The following is a 20275-nucleotide window of genomic DNA, read 5'->3' as shown; positions in this document are numbered from 1 at the left end:
AAAAAAAAGATGCATGTGAATGCATCTTTTTTTATGAGTAACTTACTTTTTAGTGAGTAGTTCTAACATCGAAACTGTAGTGACCTTGGCACCAACTGGCAAAGCTTTTAAATCAACAATGTAGTTTGGACTATGTGGAATATAAGGTACAGGTTTGCCTTGCTTGACTGCATTTGCAAACACAACTGGGTCTGCCACACCAATAAACATAAAGTTAAAAGGAATATCTTTTTGGTCGCCTAACAAATGATGAACATCTTCAGACCCCATAACCGCAGGATACTCAGTTAGAACATGTTTATCGCCTAATAATGCTTTTAAAGGCCCATTTAAACGTGCCGAAAATTCTTTATTGTTAACTACAGGTGTGCTCGAACCTTTAAACGTAAAGGTAGGTAATTGATCTTTACCCATCCCCTGCATTTGGGCCGCACCTTCACTCATAGACTTAATATTATTTAGCATGGTTTCACGCACTTTTGGATCAAACCAGCGCAAATTCATTTTGACTAATGCCGTAGAAGGAATCACGTTATTCGAATTTCCAGCCTGAATTGAGCCAATCGATAACACTGCTGCTTGTTGCGGATCAACTGCATTACCCATAATGGTTTGATATTGAGTCACTGCGTTTGCAGCCATGCTAATCGGGTTCTTGGTGAGCATTGGTAATGAGCCATGCCCACCCACACCTTTAAATAAAACATCAAGCTGGTCGGTTCCCGCCATACGTGGTCCCGGTGCATTGATGACCACGCCCACAGGTGCAGGTGTGGTATGCACGGCAAAAAAATAATCAGGTTTTGGTAAGTTGTATTTTGTCCATAAGCCATCGGTCACCATAGCTTTTGCACCTGTGATCGGCTCTTCGGCAGGTTGCGCGACTAAAATAATAGTTCCGCTCCATTCCTTTTTTAAAGCCACTAATGTTTTTGCCATGCTGAGCATCCATGTCACATGTGCATCATGACCGCACATATGTGCTACAGGTGTTTCAGTTCCATCATCGAGTTTTACGCGTACTTTACTCGCGTATGGTAAACCAGTCGCTTCTTCAACAGTATTGGCATCCATATCGGCACGGTACATGACCGTTGGCCCCTCACCATTTTTTAAAATGCCGACCACGCCTGTTTTGGCTATTCCCGTTTTAACATCAAAACCTAGTGACTTAAGCTCTTTGGCAACAATGGCAGAAGTACGCGTTTCCATAAACCCAAGTTCTGGGTGTTCATGAATGTCTTTATAGACCTTATTTAACCACTCTGTTTGCTCATCAATAATGGTTAACGCTTTTTGCGAAACCGCCGGCAAATTTGTTGGACTTGCTTCCGCATGGAGAAGAGTTCCATAACCTGCAATGAAAGTCGATAATCCTAAAAATAGGCTGTTTTTAATGATTTTATTCATGTAATTAAAACCTTATAAATGACTGATTTAATTTTAAAATTTATATCCAATTTTTAAGCCATAGCTGACTGAGTGGTTATCCTTAAACTCACCTACATAATAGTCACTACCCGCCTGTGCGCCAAGCTGAGCTTTTGCATCGCCTAACCAGTAATACTTCACACCACCAGAAATAAAGTATTGCGATGTCGGGCTATATTGAGCACCCACGCCCAAGTTGTAATATCCCTTAGTTGGGCCACCCGTTGACACTTTATCACCTGCTCCTGAGTCCCATCCAACCGACACAGAACCTAACCATTTAGGTGAAAAGCGTTGTCCAACCCCTAAGTTTAAAGACCATTGGTCATCATAATAACGAACCAAATTAAAACCTTCCGGACGGCTTGGCGTTGATAGTACGCCAACAACTTTTGAGATCTCACCGAAGCGATAAGGCTGTAGAGCGAGGTCACTCCAATTTACCCAGCGTAAACTACCAAACAGTAACGTTCCCTGACGAAGTCCTGTCTGGAACTCCAAATTCACTGAATCAGGAGATTTAAATTTTGTTGTACCTGTATCTTCTTGTTCTGGCAAATTAGCAATAATCTGATTTAAGTAAGCTTTCTTTTGTGGAGTCATCTGACCAATAGAAATCATGTAGTCTAGATGCTGATTAACTAAATCACGACCTTGTTGAGTGCTTAACATCTCAATGAGTGGGACATTTTCAGTCGCGTTTAGTTTGTGAGTAATGGCTGAACGGTAGGTTAATGAGACTTTCACAGCTTTTTCTGGAATCTGGTAGGCAAGCCCTGCTAACCATCCCAAGTCACCTACAGTTTTGGTGTGAAAGTCATAGCCGTTATAAAGACTAAATACATTACCCCTTAATTCAACCTGACTTTTAAAGGTTTGATAGACTGGCCCCGCATAAAGATTCCAGTTTTTTGTGGGTTGATATCCCAAAATAAAGCTTAAATTTTGTATATCAAATTCTGATTTTGCATTTCCTGTAGGAGCCTGACCAGAAGTAGCATTAGCAAGCCCTGCTGTTGTAATGCCAGGTAACATAACTGTGTCTTTTGGCGTTGCAACAAAGCCATTTAGGCCTGAATATTCCGTGTCGGCACCAAATGGTTGATCGTAAAGCAAGCCAAATGAATACTGTGGTGCTAACTGTAGTTTTAAGGCTGCGGTAGGTCGATAATCGGTGTTGGCTATATCTGAAATTGAATGATGTGAAGGGTTGGTGCCCGATTCTACACCACTTAAATCAGCATCTGTGATTCCTAAACTGGCCTCAAAATAGTTACCCGGTTGTAAAAATGCAGCTACAGATTGCCCTGTTTTATCAAATGCAGCCGCATGTAAGGTGCTTGTGCAAATTGAAGTTATTCCTAAGATCAATATTTTTTTATTCACAACAAAACTCATGGATCCATCCTGGATATTTTTTATTTTGATTCCTCACTTTATGTAGATTTGAATGCTTCTGCTTAGCTCCAAACGCCAATGATTTGACCGTAGATGCCATATTGAAGAGTTAGGGTTTATGTAGCTGTAAGCAGAACATCATCTTTTTATTAACCATAAAAATTGATTGGACTTTTAGGCTAGAGAGTGATTTTTTAAGAAACTTTTATATTTTTTGCTGTTAATATTAAAACGCATGATAGATTTCCCAATCCTTCATATCTCTATAAATCAAGGATGATGAGCGAATACATTTATTATGGAAATCAAGCAAATAAAGTATTTTTTGACGGTCGTTGAATCAGGCAGTATTGGTAAAGCTGCCCAAAAACTCGATGTCGGTGCTTCGGCGATTAGTCAGCAAATTAGTAAGCTCGAACAAGAGCTAAGCATTCGCTTATTACAGCGTAATGCTTTTGGCGTGACCCCAACCCCAGCAGGTCTTGCCTTTTTAAAGCACTCGCAACTTATTTTGCGTCAGGTGAACTTTGCCATAGATGCTGCGCATTCGGCACGGTTGTCTGGTCATGTCAGCCTTGGTTTTCCACCGACCATTACCGCTTTGATTGGTATCCCTTTAATGAAACTGATGTCTGAACGCTATCCAGACATTCGTTTAGAGATTGTGGAAACCCTGTCAGGTAACCTGATTCAATACATTAACTCGCGTCAGCTTGATATCGCCATTATTTTTACTAATGAGATTGATAAGCAATGGTCTATACAGCCCTTGGTACGCGAGCAAATGTATTTAATGGCGCGCAAAGAAGTGCTCGAAAAATACGGTCTTAGCGAATGTATTAAAAGCGGCATTATTCAGTCGCAACAAATTGGCGATATTCCATTAGTGTTGCCACGTCAGCGTCATAGCTTACGAAAGCTGCTTGAACACAAGATTGGGCAGCTTAATGTCGTCTATGAAATTGATGGCTTACACTTACTCATGGACAGTCTAATTCACCTCGACCTTGCCAGTGTTCGCCCCGGAAGTGCTTGCTTGCAAGAGTACAAACATCAGCTGCAATTGCTTAAAGTGATTGACCCAGAAGTGGAACGAATTAACTATTTGGTGAGCCTTGCCGAAGAAGAATTATCACCCGCTGCACTTGCTGCCAAGTCAGCCATTAAAGCATGTGTGAAAGAGTTGATTCAAAACCAAATTTGGCCGTGTTCTGAAATTATTGTTTAAAGGGTCATTAATTTTTCTAAATACCTAATTAATTTTCGCCTCTCACTCCTCCCTGCTTTTTAAGATTACATTTTTATACGAATGATAAGTGGTTTTCTGTTTATCGAAATATAGATGTGTAGTTTTAACTGGAAACAAGGCATCACATTTTCTACCAAGGACACCTTTAAATCTCATCTCTAACCCATTTCCTATTTAGGTTTATTGATTGAATCAATTTACGTCCAAACTTTGAAGATCGTGAATGTTTCCATTTTGTCAGGCCAAGGAGGTCTCCAATGGATGTCGTTAATAACCGTAGGGCTACTTTAAAAAAAATATTAAATGTAACAAGTGGCAACTTTTTAGAACAGTACGATTTTTTTCTTTTTGGTTTCTATGCCACTTATATCGCAGCAAAATTTTTCCACTCTGAAAATGAATATGTCTCGTTAATGATGACATTTACCGTATTTGCTGCGGGCTTTCTTATGCGTCCTCTCGGCGCTATTTTCTTGGGTGCTTATGTCGACAGAATCGGTCGCCGTAAAGGTTTAATTGTGACTTTAAGCCTCATGGCTATTGGTACGATCTTAATTACCTTTGTACCGGGTTATGACACCATTGGTATTATGGCCCCAATTTTAGTGGTCATTGGACGCCTGTTACAGGGCTTCTCGGCAGGTGTTGAATCTGGCGGTGTGTCTATTTACCTTGCAGAAATTGCAACCGATAAAAACCGTGGTTTTATCACAAGCTGGCAGTCTGGTAGCCAACAAATTGCGGTGGTGTTTGCTGCGTTATTTGGTTATTGGCTCAACACCGTCTTAACTCATGCACAAGTGAGTGAATGGGGCTGGCGTATTCCTTTCTTAATTGGTTGTTTGATCATTCCTTTAATCTTCTTATTCCGCCGTACTTTAGAGGAAACTGAAGCATTTAAAGCGCAAAAAACTCATCCTTCAACCAAAGAAATTTTCAGCACACTGGCAAGCAACTGGCGCATTGTACTTGCGGGTATGATGATGAGTGCCATGACCACAACTACGTTCTATTTCATTACGGTTTACACCACAGTGTATGCAAAACGTACTTTAGAAATGTCGGTCACAGATAGCCTGTTAGCAACTGTATTTGTAGGTTTATCGAATTTCTTCTGGTTACCAATGGGTGGCTTACTTTCAGACAAAATTGGTCGCCGTCCAGTGTTAGTCGGTATTACGACTCTTGCGATCTTTACCAGCTATCCAGTTTTAAGCTGGTTGGTGAGCGACATTAGTTTTTCAAACTTACTGATCACGCTTGCTTACTTCTCGTTCTTCTTTGGTATGTACAACGGGACTATGGTGGCAACACTTGCCGAAGTAATGCCGAAACGTGTTCGTACCGTTGGCTTCTCTTTAGCGTTTAGTCTTGCAGCCGCTATTTTTGGTGGTATGACGCCAATGGCATGTACTTACCTTGTGGAAAACACAGGCAATGCAAGCACACCAGCGTACTGGCTCATGCTTGCTGCGGTATGTAGTCTCATCTCAAGTTTATATCTATGTCGCGGTTCTAAGCAGAACAAATCTGACGCGATTGCTGAACCTGCAAAGGTTAGCGCTTAAAACAACTCCTTAACCTGAAATTTTAATGAACAGTACGGCGCATGTTGCAGCCGTACTGTGCTCTCCTATCATTAAAGCGAGATAATATGAAAAAGTCCCCTATCTTCATGACCATTTGCCTAGCTGGTGCAGGCTTAGGCTCAACCCTTGCTAACGCAGATACCCTCGAAGTGATTAGCTCAGGCGGTTTCTATTCATCTATGGAAAAACTCATTCCAATATTTGAAAAGCAAACTGGTCACACAGTTCACCTTTCGTCTGGTTCATCTATGGGTGCATCACCAACTGCAATTCCAAATCGACTCGATCGTGGTGAACGTTTTGATGTGGTGGTGTTGGCTGCTCCTGAACTGAACAAGCTTGCAGAAAAAGGTTATGTAGACCCAAATTCACAAAGTGCTTTAGTCAATTCAAGCATTGGCATGGCTGTGCCTAAAGGTGCACCAAAACCAGATATTAGCTCTGCGGCAAAGTTTGAAAAAGTTTTATTAAATGCTAAGCACATTGGTTATTCAGCAAGTGCGAGCGGTACACATCTTGAAAAAGATGTTTTCCCAAGCTTCCCTCCTGTCGAGTACAAAGTGATTGCTGGTAAAGCAGAAAAAGTGGTCGGTGATCGCGTTGCAAAACGTATTGCTGAAGGCCAGTTTGATATTGGTTTCCAGCAAATTAGTGAAATCAAACCGTTTACCGGCAAATATGGTCAAGTTGATTTAGTCGGTCCAATTCCTGCGCCTTACCAAAAAGTCACTGTATTTGCAGCGGGCATTGGTAAAAACTCGCAACATGAAAAAGTCGCAAAAGAACTCATCAAATTTGTGAAATCGCCTCAAGCGACACAAATTATTGAAGAACAGGGTCTTGAGCAGGTTAAACAATAAAAGCTCTAAAAGGCAACATTTTGAGAGGGTGTTGCCTTTACTCTTTGAGCGGTTTACTCAGCACAATAGAACAAAATGTATAGTGATAAACCAGTGTAGAATAATTAACAAAGGACAATGTAGTATTTGCCGTGGAACTCAAACAATTAAAGTATTTTATTGCAGTGATCGAGTCTGGAAGCTTGGGTAAAGCTGCAAAAAATCTCGATATTGGAACTTCTGCATTAAGTCAGCAAATCTCAAAATTAGAAAGCGAGCTTTCTATTCGCCTTTTACAACGTACTGCTTTGGGTACGGTTCCCACCCCTGCGGGTTTAGCTTTTTTTCAACAAGTTCAACTGGCACTTAGGCACTTAGACCATGCTGTAGACTCTGCACACTCTTCACGTTTAAGTGGTCATGTTACCGTCGGTTTTTCGCCAAGTGTCGCGTCGGTTATAGGCACACACTTTTTAAAACTCATGAGAAACCGTTATCCCGATATTAAAGTCCGTCTCATTGAAGGGTTATCGGGTGACCTCAAAGCATTAGTCAATGCAAGGCAGCTCGATGTTGCCATCATCTTTAGTGACGATGTCGACCCGCAGTGGGCTATACAGCCTTTAGTCAAAGAACAGATGTTTTTAATCTCGCCTAAAGAAGTGCTGAGTCAGTACCATCTTGAAAGTTGTATCGACACTCAAACCATTACTCATTCACAGCTTAAAGAACTTCCGCTGATTTTACCGAGCCAACGACATGGACTACGTTTGTTGCTCGAACAGAAAATTCATCAACTTAAAGTGGCCTATGAAATTGATGGGCTGCATTTGTTAATGGAAAGCATTAGCCAACTCGAAATGGCAACTATCCAACCTGCGGGTGCATCGTTAAACTCACGGCAAGACCTATGTTTACTGCGCGTTGTAGAACCTGCTATTGAGCGTATTAACTATTTAATTAGTCTATCTGAAGAAGAACTCTCGCCTGCTACTTTAGCCACCAAAGTGGTGATTCGTGCTTGTGTCACCAACCTGATTAATGAAAAGCGTTGGCCCGGTGCGAAACTCATAAACACTTAAGCGCTTAGTGTTTATTTTTACTAAACACCCATTCAAGTTTAGCCTCTCACTTCACATTCTCTTTTAAAGCTACATTAGCCCTAGCTGAGAAAGGGAGAAATCCATGCATGATGTGATTGTAATTGGTGGTGGGAATGCCGCACTGTGTGCCGCGCTCACGGCAAAAGAATGTGGCGCGTCTGTGCTGGTCATAGAAGCAGCACCTAAAGAATGGCGTGGTGGTAACTCACAACACACTCGTAACCTTCGCTGCATGCATGATGCTCCTCAAGATGTATTAGTCGATGCTTACCCAGAAGAAGAATATTGGCAAGACCTACTTAAAGTGACTGCGGGCAAAACTAATGAGCACTTAGCCCGACTGGTCATTCGTAGTACGGCGACCTGTCGTGACTGGATGCGTAAACATGGCGTGAATTTTCAGCCACCACTATCGGGTGCTTTACATGTTGCACGTACCAACGCCTTTTTTATGGGTGGCGGTAAAGCCCTCATTAATGCGTATTACCGAAGTGCCCAAGAGCTTGGCATTGAGATTTTATACAACACAAAAATTAAAGATCTAAAGTTAAACCAAGGACATTTTGAAGCTGCAATTGCGGAAGATGGCCGTGTGTTTAAAGCGAAAAGCTGTGTATTGGCCGCAGGTGGTTTTGAGTCAAATCTGGAATGGTTAAGAGAAGCATGGGGACAGAATGAAAACGGTGAATGGCCTGCCGATAATTTCATTATTCGCGGAACCCGCTTTAATCAAGGCAACTTACTCAAATTTATGATAGATCAAGGCGCCGATATTATTGGTGACCCATCACAATCGCATTGCGTCGCTGTAGATGCAAGAGCACCGTTATACGACGGCGGCATCTGCACTCGTATTGACTGCGTTTCACTAGGGATTGTGGTCAATAACAAAGCCGAACGTTTTTATGATGAAGGCGAAGACTTCTGGCCAAAACGTTATGCGATTTGGGGCCGTCTTGTAGCTAAACAACCTCAGCAAATCGCCTATTCGATTATTGATTCAAAAGCCATTGGTCGCTTTATGCCACCTGTGTTTGCGGGTGTGAAAGCAAATAGCATTCAAGAACTGGCCGAAAAAATCGGGCTAGATGCAAAAACCTTCTGTCACACGGTAGAAGAATTTAACCAAGCTTGTATGCAAGGCACCTTTAACCACACGGTTTTAGATGACTGCACCACCCAAAATATTGTTCCCAACAAGACCCACTGGGCAGTTCCTCTCGATCGCCCACCTTTCTATGCCTACGCGCTTAAACCCGGCATTACCTTTACCTATTTAGGTTTAAAAGTCGAAGACGATGCTGCGGTGCGTTTTAACAATAAAGCCAGCCGCAACCTGTTTGTCGCAGGTGAAATGATGGCAGGTAACGTACTCGGTCAGGGTTATACCGCAGGCGTTGGTATGTCGATTGGCACAACCTTTGGACGCATTGCTGGAAAAAATGCAGCCCACTATGCACTTTCACAAGGAGTTGAACATGAATGCTAGTACTAAAGCCCTAATTCCAGTTGTTCAGCTCTCTGACCATGAGCAAGAAGTTCAAAGAGCCCTACAGATTTGTAATGCTTGTCGTTACTGTGAGTCATTTTGTGCTGTATTTGCGGCCATGACCAAGCGCCTTGAGTTTAATCAAGCCGATATTCATTACCTCGCAAACCTATGCCATAACTGTGGTGCTTGTTTACATGCTTGCCAATATGCCCCGCCACATGAGTTTGGTGTAAATATTCCAAAAGCAATGGCGCAAGTACGTTTGGAAACTTACCAAGAGTTTGCGACCCCTCAACCGCTAGGCCGACTTTATAAATCAGTGGGCATTCCTTTTGTTTCGGCGTTATCAGTTATTTTCTTTTTATGCATGTTAGCTGTGGTGTGGTACAAAGGCACTGGCCTGTTTGCAGGCTATCAAGGTAATTTCTATGCGATTTTTCCTCATAACTTTTTAGCTCTACTGTTTGGAGCGACCTTTACAGTTGCGATTGTTTTGCTCGGCATTGGAATTAGTAAATTTTGGCGACAGACCTCTAAAGTTATTCACGGCAAAGTTGAAAAACCAGACCTTATTCAAGCCTCTCAAAATGTATTAACGCTTAAGTATTTAGATGGTGGGCATGGTAAAGGCTGTAATGAGCAAGATGACCGTTACACACAAATCCGCCGTGTGTTCCATCACCTGACGTTTTATGGTTTTATGCTGTGCTTTGCAGCCACAGGCGTAGCAACTTTATATCACTATTTCCTTAACCTACATGCGCCGTACCCTATCTTTAGCTTGCCTGTTATTTTAGGTACGTTGGGTGGACTTGGCTTAGTGGTTGGGCCATCTGGCTTGCTCTATTTAAACCTTAAACGCCATCCATTACATGGTGACCGCGAACAAAAACCTGTAGATCGAGGCTTTATTTTCCTTTTAATTTTAGTCAGTGCTTCAGGCTTAGCCCTCATGGCATTTCGTAATTCTCCATACATGGCGCTTTTACTGATTTTCCATTTAGCTACGGTCATGACATTCTTTATTACCATGCCATTTGGAAAGTTCGCACACGGTTTTTACCGCAGTGCTTCTTTACTCAAATTTGCCATCGAAGAACGTATGTCTAAGAAGTCATAATTTCATTCAAAAGTATTCACTATCTTGGCGTAGTGAATACTTTCATTTTTTTAAGCTCAAAATACTTCATAGCTTGCCTATTTTTTACTATTTAAAATTCCCAAGCCATACATCGGCCACTTGGTACTCGCTTTAATATTATTAATCAGCATCGCCACCAAAACTAAAGACACTGCACCGACCAAAACAGGGAAAATTAGAAAACTCCACTGGTAATGTATGCTGCTTGCGGTGAGTAAAATAACTAAAGGATTGGCCCCAGCAGGTGGATGAACGCATTTAAACACTTGCATGAGCGCAATGGCACAGCCCACTGAAAAAGCAATTGTAAAAATGGAAATACCGACAAATTTTAGAAAAAACAAACCTACAAAACCCGAAATAAGATGCCCAAATATGATATTTCTGGGCTGTGCCAAAGGTGACTGCGACACGGTATAGAGCAATACACAGGTCGCACCAAACGGCGCCATGATAAAGATATTGTGTGTGAGCTTACTCAACCATAGAAGTATAAAAATACTGACTGTCCCCCCAATAAGGCTTCTTAAAACATCAACTTTAGTGGGCGATGGAGCCAATTTTTCTTTGCCATAAAACATCGAGAACATGGTTTTTTCCTCAAACAGACATTGCTTTTTAAAAAGCATATAGATAAAATTTCAAATAGTACAGATCTGTACTATTTTATTTTTTGGAAAAGTTTTATGTCAAAATCTGCCTTAAAAATATTAGATACAGCCGAGAAGTTATTTAACGAAAATAGTTTTGTCGGGGTGGGTGTCGACCTGATTCGCGATGAATCTGGCTGCTCAAAAACCACGATGTACACGTACTATAAAAATAAAAATCAACTGGTTAAGTCTGTGCTCGTTGCACGTGATGAAAGGTTTAAGCAAAGCCTTTTGGGCTATGTTGGAAATGCAACAGGGTTAGAGGCCATCAATAAGATTCTGGATTGGCACACCAATTGGTTTAGACAAGATTTTTTTAAAGGCTGTTTATTTGTAAGAGCAGTCGCTGAATCTAACCAAGATGATCAAGACATTATTTCTATTTCTAAAGCCCATAAACAATGGATTAAAGTGTTGATTGCGGAAAATTGCAATATACCGAATGGTGAAGCTTTATCTGAGCTGATCTATACGGTGATTGAAGGATTAATTAGCCGCTTTTTAGTCGATGGTTTCGATGAAACACTTGCGATAAACATGAAAAATTCTATTAATCAATTATTTAATATTCATCAACATTAGCATGAGAACTTAAAATGGAAGTGGACCATATTTTTATTTGTGTACAATCAGGCGCTCCCGAAGCTGAAACTTTAAAAAAATTCGGTCTAACAGAAGGTTCATCCAATAAGCACCCGGGTCAAGGTACAGAAAACAGACGCTTTTTCTTTAAAAATAGCTTTATCGAATTAATCTTTTTAAATAACCCCGAAGAAGCTTCAAGTGATCTCACAAAACCGACTCTGCTTTTTGAGCGACTAAGTACTCAAAATAATATCGCGTCCCCTTTTGGTATTTGTTTTCGCCCTAAAAATAAAGATGATAACGGTGCAAAATTTCCTAATTGGGTTTACAAGCCAAGCTATTTACCTGCCAGCTTAGAAATAAATATTGCCAAAGATGCTGTTGTATCTGAACCAATGTGGTTCTTCCTCTCATTTGCTTCACGACCAGACCTTGCCGTAAAAGAAAAACAACAACCACTTGTTCATAGCAAAGATTTATCAGAAATCACCGCGATTAAAGTTTCTATTCCAAACCTAGAGCAGCACCCGACTTCGTTACTGTTCAATACAGTTGATAATTTTGAAGTGACTAATGGATCGGAGCATTTAATGGAAATTAGTTTTGATCATGAACCTCAAGGAATGATTCATGATTTCAGACCAGAGCTACCGCTTATTTTTAAATATTAAAACGCTTAGTTTCTAATAAAAAACTGTGATTTATTGCAAATCACAGTTTTTATTTAAATTGAATCACATTAAAAACGACAATGCCCTAAGCAATTTTCCCATCAATAATGCCTTTCTCCTTTAATGCAGCAAGCTCTTCTGCTGTTTTAAATCTTGATAAGATTTGAGCAGTATGTTCACCTAACTCAGGCGGTGCATGATGATATTCAACTGGAGTATCAGACAGCTTGATTGGTGAGCCAATCGTTTGGAGGTTTTCATTTAAACGATGAGGAATATTCACTACCAAATTGCGATGGACGATTTGTGGTTCAGCCAAAGCATCTTCAATAGAGTTGATAACACCTACGGGTACTTTAAGCGCATGAATCATGTCGACCCATTCTTTAGCAGTTTTCTGTAAAAAGTGCTCCGACAATAAAGGAATCAGTTCATCTCGATACTTTACGCGATCCTGATTACGCACAAACTTTTCATTTTCGAGTAACTCTGGATAACCAATCGCAACACACAAATCTTTAAACTGTTTATCGTTACCGCAAGCAATAATAAATTCTTTATCTTTAGCCTTAAAAGTTTGATACGGCACAATACTTGGGTGTTGATTGCCCATACGCTGTGGGGCTTTACCCGAAGCTAAATAGTTCATTCCCTGATTTGCCAGTGCCGCGACCTGCACATCAAGGAGTGACATATCAATATATTGACCGCGTCCTGTGTGTGAGCGTGCAATCAGTGCCGCTTGAATGGCAATGGTGGAATACAATCCAGTTTGAATATCTACAACAGCCACTCCAACCTTTTGCGCACCACCACCTGCCACATCATCAGGCTCACCAGTAATGCTCATTAAGCCTGACATACCCTGAATAATAAAATCATAGCCGGGCTCTTCTGCACGTGGGCCATCTTGCCCAAACCCAGTAATTGAGCAATAAATAATATTTGGGTTTAACTCACTTAAGGAAGCATAGTCCAAACCATATTTAGCCAAAGACCCTGTCTTATAATTTTCAATTACCACGTCGGCAGTCTTAGCAATTTCATAAATTAAAGCCTGACCTTCGGGTGTGGTAATGTCCACCGCAACAGAATATTTATTGCGGTTGGTACACTGAAAGTAGCCAGATTCACGGGTCATGTTTCCATCTTGATCGGGCATCCATGGTGGCCCCCACATGCGGGTGTCATCACCGACTCGAGGACGTTCAATTTTAATGACTTCCGCGCCAAGGTCTGCCAAGATTTGCCCGCACCATGGCCCCGCAAGCACACGACTTAAATCTAAAACCCGAATTCCTTGTAATGCACCCATAACGATACCCTTATCTTTTTAGAAGGTACTCAACGTACCTTCCTGTCATTGTTTATGATTGTCTTTGCGGATCGTATTGACGATCTTTAATAAATAAGCCTGGCAATACACCCGCAACAAAATACGCAGCACCCATCACAATAAAGGCCATGGTAAACGTACCGCCCGATGCCAAGAAACCAATGGTAGCTGGTGCAATCGCTGCCCCGACACGACCAATGTTGTAAGCACCGCCAATGGCTGTTCCGCGCACATCGGTTGAAAAACTTTCAGCCATATAGGTCGCGTTTACACCATATGGAATGCCATATAAAAAGCCAAAAGTGATCAATAAATACAAAATATTGTCAGGAGTATTGAAGAAAATAATGATTGGCAAGAACACTGCGCTGGCTATTGTTCCAAACACAAAAACAGCACGGCGGTTAAATTTGTCAGCAAGATACCCTGCTAAAATTTTTCCTAGAATCATTGCTGTATATGAACCCACCATATAACTGGTTAAGTTTTTAAAGTTCATATGCACTTCTGTTTCTAAATAACTTGGCATCCAGTTGTTAATGCCGTAATAACCAAACTGTAAGAAGAATGCTGTGGTCATCCACAACAAAAACATTTTACGGTGCTTAAAGTTATTAAAGATTTGCTTATAAATGCTGCTACTCTTTGGCTTTTCAGCTACTGCTCTTTCTTTAGGCTGTCTGTTACCTTGCAAGCTTTCAATTTTGGTAAGCTGCCAAGATTTTGGCTCTGGTACAAACCGTTGCAGGAAAATATTAACAAAAGCAGGCACCACGGTCAGGAAGAATAAAACACGCCAGCCATGATCTGGAATAATTGCCCCTGCTAAAAGGGTTGCAGCAATATAACCTACAGTCTGGCCCGTCTGTAACGTGCCCAAGACCGTTGTACGGTAAGTGGTTGGCACATATTCAGCCATTAAGGTATTACACGCCATATAGAGTGCTCCGATTCCTAAAGCACCTATAAAACGTAGAGCCATAAATTGCTCGAAGCTTTGCGTAAAGCCTAACAAACAAGTCGCTACAGAAAAGAAAGTCACCGAGTTGGCAATGGTTCGTACACGGCCAAACTTGTCACATGCCCAGCCACCCAAAATACCGCCAATACCCATACCTGCTAAAGAAGCACTGCCTAATGCACCAGCCTGAAAGGTACTTAAACCAAACTCTGCCTTTAAACTGGTCAAGCTATAAGATAGCAGCATAATATCAATGCCATCGACCACCATCGCAAAATAGGCAAATAACAACGCCCATTTCCATGTATGAGGTCCAATCCTTTCGTATGTTCCAAGGTTACTTGGAAATGTATTTCTTAATTCTTTCGATATTACTTGAACGTCATTGTTCATCTTTAGTTCCTCATTTTCCCAAATGAGTCATCGGTAGCTTACTTATGTTTTCTGCATAACTTAATCTTCTATATTTTCAATACCTTAAATTTTGTTTTAAGTACACAGAGGCACATCTTCACATGAGTATCCTTACGATGAATCTTGTCATTTTCCATAAATTTTTGCGTAAAAAAACCTAAAGATGCTCCCGAAAGAACACCTCTACCTTTAAAAATGAATGAGTTAGTTACTAAATGCGGCTATGCCTGTTTGTGCACGACCTAAAATCAAGGCATGAACGTCATGTGTGCCTTCATAGGTATTTACGACTTCAAGATTGACCAAATGACGTGCCACACCAAACTCGTCACTAATGCCGTTTCCACCCATCATGTCACGTGCCATACGAGCAATATCAAGCGCCTTTCCACAGTTATTGCGCTTAATTAGGGATGTGCCTTCAACTGATGCAATACCTTCATCTTTCATACGGCCAAAACGTAAAGCCACTTGCAAACCTAATGCAATTTCAGTTTGCATATCTGCCAGTTTCTTTTGAATTAACTGATTTGCAGCTAACGGGCGACCAAATTGTTTACGGTCCATGGTGTATTGATGTGCGGTATGCCAGCAGAACTCGGCAGCACCCATTGCGCCCCATGCAATGCCATAACGGGCGCTATTTAGACAGGTAAATGGGCCTTTTAAACCTCGAATTTCAGGGAATGCATTTTCTTCAGGTACAAATACGTTATCCATCACGATTTCACCTGTAATCGATGCACGTAAACCAACCTTGCCATGAATGGCAGGTGCAGATAGACCTTCCCAGCCCTTTTCTAAAATAAAGCCGCGAATATCACCGACATTGCCTTCAGCAGAAACTTCTTTTGCCCAGACGACAAATACATCGGCAATTGGACTATTGGTAATCCACATTTTTGCGCCACTTAAACGATAACCACCATCAACTTTTTTAGCACGGGTAATCATACTGCCCGGGTCTGAACCATGATCAGGTTCGGTCAAACCAAAACAGCCAATGTATTCACCAGTAGCAAGTTTAGGTAAGTACTTCTGCTTTTGCTCTTCGGTACCAAATTCATGAATCGGAACCATGACCAATGAACTTTGCACGCTCGCCATAGAGCGGTAACCCGAATCTACATATTCAATTTCACGCGCAACCAAACCATAACTCACATAGTTCAAACCCGCGCCGCCATATTGCTCAGGAATGGTTGGACCCAGTAAGCCAAGCTCTCCCATTTCACGGAAAATAGATGGATCTGTTGTTTCATGACGAAATTGTTCAAGTACACGGGGTTGCAAACGTTCTTGACAATAGGCATGAGCCGCATCACGAATCATGCGCTCATCTGGGCTAAGCTGTTGCTCAATTAAAAATGGATCTTGCCAGTTAAATTGAACTTTTGCTTTTTTTGTTGTCACCATGTGATTCATCGCATCCTCTGCTTGATTGGATCTTCTTTATTTAACTCGATGTTATGCGTGAAAAATGCAGTAATCAAACGATAAATGTTCATGCAGATATGCGCTTTACGCATATTTAAAATAAGAGGCATTAAATTTACATATTTAATTCGTTGTATTTCATTAAAAATGGCTTATTTTTATACTAAACTCTGATATCTGCATGTAGGTCATATGCTGTTTTGAAATATGATGACAAATAAAAGGATTTATTTATGCGAAGAAGTATCCCATCCATTCAGGGCCTGATTTGCTTTGAAAGTGCAGCAAAACATCTAAGTTATACCTATGCTGCCCAAGAGTTATGTATTACCCAAAGTGCAGTCTCGCGCCAAATTCAACAATTAGAAGATTTCTTGGGCGTTGAACTCTTTATACGTACTCGGCATGGCGTTGAACTCACCATTGCAGGTCAGCAGTATTTTAAAAGCATTAAACCTTACTTGTTAGGACTAGAGAAATGTACAGCCGATGTGATTTCTCATAAAGGTTTAGGTGGCACACTAAAGTTAGGTGTAGTACCTACCTTTGCAACGCGCTGGTTGTTACCCAAGCTCCATCTTTTAAATCAAAAACACCCTGAAATTACGGTTCACTTAGAAACCAGTACCAAGCCCTTTTTATTTAATGACAATATTTTTGACGCCGCTATTTTTGCAGGTACGCAGCAGCAAATTGATCACTGGCCCGGCATACAAGCACATTATTTAATGGATGAAGAAATTGTACCCGTGTGCTCGCCGAGGCTCATCGAAAAGTATTTTCCAGATGCAGTCATGATCAATGAAAATACCTATGATTTAAGCCCAGAAGATTTATTAAAAATCCCTCTCCTACAACAAACCACTCGGCCTAGCATTTGGCAAGAATGGTTTCTAACTCATCAGATGCAGCACCCTAAGCCTTTTGATGGACAGCGCCATGAGTTATTTTCGATGCTTGCCGTTGCTGCCAGTCATGACATGGGAATGGCTTTAATTCCACAAATGTTGATTGAGTCTGAACTACAAAAAAAAGAACTGGTGATTGTTTCCAATAAGAAACTAAAAGGTAGCCGAAAATACTATCTCATCCATTCAAGCCAAGACATAACCCCAACCATTCAAAAATTTGTTGAATGGATTTACCAAGAACTAGAACAACTAAAGACTAATACGAATTAGCTGAGCCACTTTGTGTGATCTATACGCATAAAAAAAGATTGTGATTAATCAAATCACAATCTTTTTAGTTGAGCATAAATGACTTTGAAATTAATGACTCATTAATTGAATATCTGAAGCGCTACGTTTCGGGTCAATCAAGATTTTGGCGTGCTGTTCAGGATCACGTAACGCTTCAAATGCATTAGTTACGCCTTCTAGGCCAACAACACCGGTAATGAGCGGTGAACAGTTCACTTTACCTTCTGCAATCATGTGCAGCGCATCTCTAAACTCAAGTGGTGTATAGCCCAACACAAACTGAATTTCTAGCTCTTTATTAATCGCAAGTGCGGGTTCGATTTTGTCACTTTGCATGCACACGCCCACCCCAACAATTCGGGAAAACAAAGGTGCACCTTCAATAATTTGCTGCAAAACACCCGGTACGCCGACACACTCAAAAATAACAGGACGTTTTGGTAGAGCGCCTAATTTATCAATCATGCGCCATCCATGCCACCACGGTAAGCGAGTCGCTTGTAACTTATCAAACAGCCCCATACCTATGTTAATGGCATCAGAAACATTGCCAAGCAAACCAAACTCTTTCCAGTTGGCAAATGGCGATGTCTCTTTAGGGTCTACCACAATATCGGCACCACATTGCTCGGCAAGCTTACGTCGGTTTGGAGAAAAGTCACTGGCAACTACGGTTTTAACCCCAGCAGCTTTAAGCATTAATATGACACCTAGCCCGACAGGACCACAGCCAATCACAATCGCAGGTTCACTTGTTTTTACACGGCTACGGCGAACAGCATGCAATGCAACCGCCATAGGTTCAGTCATGGCAGCACTATCTGCATCTAGACCATTGGGTACTTCAAACATCAAGCTTGATTGAGCCAATACTTGCTCGGCATAACCACCCGAAGCATTTGGGGAAAGCCCTGTAGACAAATAACCATGCTGATCTACCTTTAAAAGCGGCATTGCACAAACGAGTGTATCGGCTTTAAATTTATGACGTGTTTTGGGACCGTAGTCTAAAACCCTGCCGCAAAATTCATGTCCCAATACAAATGGGTCTGTAGACTTGGCTAAACCATTAAACCCTACACGTGCAGCCAAATCATGCATGTGGTCGCAGTGATGCTGCATATGTAAATCTGAACCACAGATCCCACATCGCACTACTTCCAATAAAACTTGACCTTTTGCAGGTGTTAAGTTCGGTTGGTCTACTACTTGCAAAGTTGCTTGATGACAAAGTACCGACTTCATTTGAGTGCTTCCTATTTCTTCTTTTTCATTTACTTGCCAGAAATAGATTTCTACAGATAAATTAATCGCTTTATCGGTTTGGTCTTTAGCAAGCCTTTATTCATCTTTACAACTAAAAGGCAAAATACCAATGACCATTCTTCAGCCAATCCACTCTTAAAGAGTCAACAAAAAAAGGCTCAGCGAAATTAAAAACAATAAAAATCTTGGTGCTCGTATCTTACACAGACTGCGTTGTCTTCTTAGGCCAGAACAATGTCATCAAAATTAAAACTTATACAAATATAGTAAGTTCAAAAAACTCAACTCAACGCTTTTCACAAAAACATAGCAAAACCAAACTTTTATCAGCGCAACTAAACAGGCATGATAAATTAAGATGAACAGATAAGAAGAAATCTATGATTACAAAAACGCTCCCGCTTACAGATATACACCGCCACCTTGATGGCAACATTCGCATTCAAACTATTTTAGAATTGGGGCAACAATACAATTTAGATTTGCCTGCTTACGACATTGAATCTTTACGACCACACGTACAAGTGATGGATAACCAACCCGACTTATTAAGTTTTTTATCTAAGCTCGATTGGGGCGTAAAAGTATTAGCCAGTTTAGATGCCTGCAAACGTATTGCTTTTGAAAACATGCAGGATGCAGCACAGCAAGGCCTAGACTATGTAGAACTACGTTTTTCACCGGGTTACATGGGTATGACCCATCAACTTCCACTTGAAGGCGTAGTTGAAGCTGTGATTGCTGGAGTAAAAGAAGGCAGCCAAGCGTACGGCGTAAAAGCGAATTTAATTGGTATTATGAGTCGTACTTTTGGTCAGGAAGCCTGCGAAAAAGAGTTAAATGCCCTACTTGCCCATAAAAATGATATTAAAGCGCTGGATCTTGCTGGAGATGAGCTTGGTTTTCCGGGCAATTTATTTATTAATCACTTTAAAAAAGCACGTGATGCAGGTTGGCACATTACCGTACATGCAGGCGAAGCTGCTGGTCCCGAAAGTATTTGGCAAGCCATTGAAGAATTAGGTGCTGAACGAATTGGACATGGTGTTAAAGCAGTTCAAGATTTAAAACTTCTAGATTATTTGGCAAAACATCAGATTGGTATTGAATCTTGCCTTACTTCAAATATTCAAACCAACACAGTGCCTTCTTTAGCAGAGCATCCATTAAAGACTTTTTTAGAACATGATGTACTTGCCACTATTAATACGGATGACCCAGCAGTAGAAGGCATTGAGATACAGCATGAATATTTAACTGCTGCCCCATTGGCAGGTTTAAGTCCTGAGCAAATTTATACAGCTCAAGAAAATGGACTTAAAATCGCATTTTTATCACATCAAGAAAAAGATGAGTTAAGACAGAAATATCAATAACAGAGAACAGAGAACAGAGAACAGAGAACAGAGAACAGAGAACAGAGAACAGAGAACAGAGAACAGAGAACAGAGAACAGAGAACAGAGAACAGAGAACAGAGAACAGAGAACAGAGAACAGAGAACAGAGA

17 protein-coding genes are annotated in these 20275 nt (G+C 41.1%); 10 read left to right on the top strand and 7 right to left on the bottom strand.

Annotated features, from left to right (window positions below; genetic code table 11):
• Positions 1-42: 42 nt before the first annotated feature.
• Both AC1PJ9_RS01915 and AC1PJ9_RS01910 read right to left on the bottom strand, forming a co-directional pair.
• Positions 43-1410 carry an amidohydrolase gene (locus tag AC1PJ9_RS01915; RefSeq protein ID WP_311086627.1) on the bottom strand — a complete coding sequence of 456 codons (1368 nt, stop codon included), beginning with the start codon at positions 1408-1410 and terminating at the stop codon, positions 43-45.
• 33 nt (positions 1411-1443) lie between these two features.
• Positions 1444-2829, bottom strand: coding sequence for an outer membrane protein transport protein (locus AC1PJ9_RS01910; RefSeq protein ID WP_311086626.1), 1386 nt, complete (start codon positions 2827-2829; stop codon positions 1444-1446).
• 298 nt (positions 2830-3127) lie between these two features.
• On the opposite strand from AC1PJ9_RS01910, the gene AC1PJ9_RS01905 reads away from it, so the two are divergent.
• The 6 genes from AC1PJ9_RS01905 (at position 3128) to tcuB (ending at position 10221) form a co-directional block, all read left to right on the top strand.
• Positions 3128-4057 (top strand): LysR family transcriptional regulator, encoded by a 930-nt coding sequence (locus AC1PJ9_RS01905; RefSeq protein WP_311086625.1) that lies wholly within the window; start codon positions 3128-3130, stop codon positions 4055-4057.
• Positions 4058-4335: 278 nt separating this feature from the next.
• Positions 4336-5646, top strand: a complete 1311-nt coding sequence (gene tcuC / locus AC1PJ9_RS01900; protein ID WP_311086624.1) for an MFS transporter — start codon at positions 4336-4338, stop codon at positions 5644-5646.
• A gap of 86 nt (positions 5647-5732) precedes the next feature.
• Complete coding sequence (locus AC1PJ9_RS01895; protein ID WP_311086623.1) at positions 5733-6527, top strand: substrate-binding domain-containing protein; 795 nt, start codon at positions 5733-5735, stop codon at positions 6525-6527.
• Positions 6528-6658: 131 nt separating this feature from the next.
• Positions 6659-7588 (top strand): LysR family transcriptional regulator, encoded by a 930-nt coding sequence (locus AC1PJ9_RS01890; RefSeq protein ID WP_005302910.1) that lies wholly within the window; start codon positions 6659-6661, stop codon positions 7586-7588.
• A 103-nt stretch (positions 7589-7691) separates the two neighbouring features.
• Positions 7692-9098, top strand: coding sequence for an FAD-dependent tricarballylate dehydrogenase TcuA (gene tcuA, locus AC1PJ9_RS01885; RefSeq protein ID WP_311086622.1), 1407 nt, complete (start codon positions 7692-7694; stop codon positions 9096-9098).
• Complete coding sequence (gene tcuB / locus AC1PJ9_RS01880; protein WP_311086621.1) at positions 9088-10221, top strand: tricarballylate utilization 4Fe-4S protein TcuB; 1134 nt, start codon at positions 9088-9090, stop codon at positions 10219-10221. Before tcuA ends, tcuB begins: the two co-directional genes overlap by 11 nt.
• Positions 10222-10298: 77 nt before the next feature.
• On the opposite strand, the gene AC1PJ9_RS01875 is transcribed toward tcuB, so the two are convergent.
• Complete coding sequence (locus tag AC1PJ9_RS01875; protein WP_311086620.1) at positions 10299-10832, bottom strand: HPP family protein; 534 nt, start codon at positions 10830-10832, stop codon at positions 10299-10301.
• Positions 10833-10928: 96 nt separating this feature from the next.
• Here AC1PJ9_RS01875 and AC1PJ9_RS01870 point away from each other — a divergent pair, with 96 nt between their 5' ends.
• The gene (locus AC1PJ9_RS01870; RefSeq protein WP_004703632.1) at positions 10929-11477 is read left to right on the top strand and encodes a TetR/AcrR family transcriptional regulator; all 549 of its coding nucleotides are present in this window, start codon (positions 10929-10931) and stop codon (positions 11475-11477) included.
• 14 nt (positions 11478-11491) lie between these two features.
• On the top strand, positions 11492-12151 hold the full coding sequence (locus AC1PJ9_RS01865) for a VOC family protein (RefSeq protein WP_311086619.1): 660 nt from the start codon (positions 11492-11494) through the stop codon (positions 12149-12151).
• Positions 12152-12236: 85 nt separating this feature from the next.
• On the opposite strand, the gene AC1PJ9_RS01860 is transcribed toward AC1PJ9_RS01865, so the two are convergent.
• The 3 genes from AC1PJ9_RS01860 to AC1PJ9_RS01850 form a co-directional block, all read right to left on the bottom strand.
• Positions 12237-13466, bottom strand: a complete 1230-nt coding sequence (locus AC1PJ9_RS01860) for a CaiB/BaiF CoA transferase family protein (protein ID WP_311086618.1) — start codon at positions 13464-13466, stop codon at positions 12237-12239.
• A 52-nt stretch (positions 13467-13518) separates the two neighbouring features.
• Complete coding sequence (locus AC1PJ9_RS01855) at positions 13519-14841, bottom strand: MFS transporter (protein WP_311086617.1); 1323 nt, start codon at positions 14839-14841, stop codon at positions 13519-13521.
• A 225-nt stretch (positions 14842-15066) separates the two neighbouring features.
• Positions 15067-16287, bottom strand: coding sequence for an acyl-CoA dehydrogenase (locus AC1PJ9_RS01850; RefSeq protein WP_032048091.1), 1221 nt, complete (start codon positions 16285-16287; stop codon positions 15067-15069).
• Positions 16288-16532: 245 nt separating this feature from the next.
• On the opposite strand from AC1PJ9_RS01850, the gene AC1PJ9_RS01845 reads away from it, so the two are divergent.
• Positions 16533-17480, top strand: a complete 948-nt coding sequence (locus AC1PJ9_RS01845) for a LysR substrate-binding domain-containing protein (RefSeq protein ID WP_001254611.1) — start codon at positions 16533-16535, stop codon at positions 17478-17480.
• A gap of 90 nt (positions 17481-17570) precedes the next feature.
• On the opposite strand, the gene AC1PJ9_RS01840 is transcribed toward AC1PJ9_RS01845, so the two are convergent.
• Positions 17571-18746 carry a zinc-binding dehydrogenase gene (locus AC1PJ9_RS01840; protein WP_311086616.1) on the bottom strand — a complete coding sequence of 392 codons (1176 nt, stop codon included), beginning with the start codon at positions 18744-18746 and terminating at the stop codon, positions 17571-17573.
• Positions 18747-19147: 401 nt separating this feature from the next.
• Between AC1PJ9_RS01840 and add the strand changes: the two genes are divergently transcribed.
• Positions 19148-20143 (top strand): adenosine deaminase, encoded by a 996-nt coding sequence (add, locus tag AC1PJ9_RS01835; protein ID WP_311086615.1) that lies wholly within the window; start codon positions 19148-19150, stop codon positions 20141-20143.
• Positions 20144-20275 lie beyond the last annotated feature (132 nt).

The sequence above is a fragment of the Acinetobacter sp. 70_2 genome, assembly GCF_056736115.1.
The sequence above is the reverse complement of the archived record's forward strand: the minus strand, read 5'-3'. Positions and strand labels throughout refer to the sequence as shown.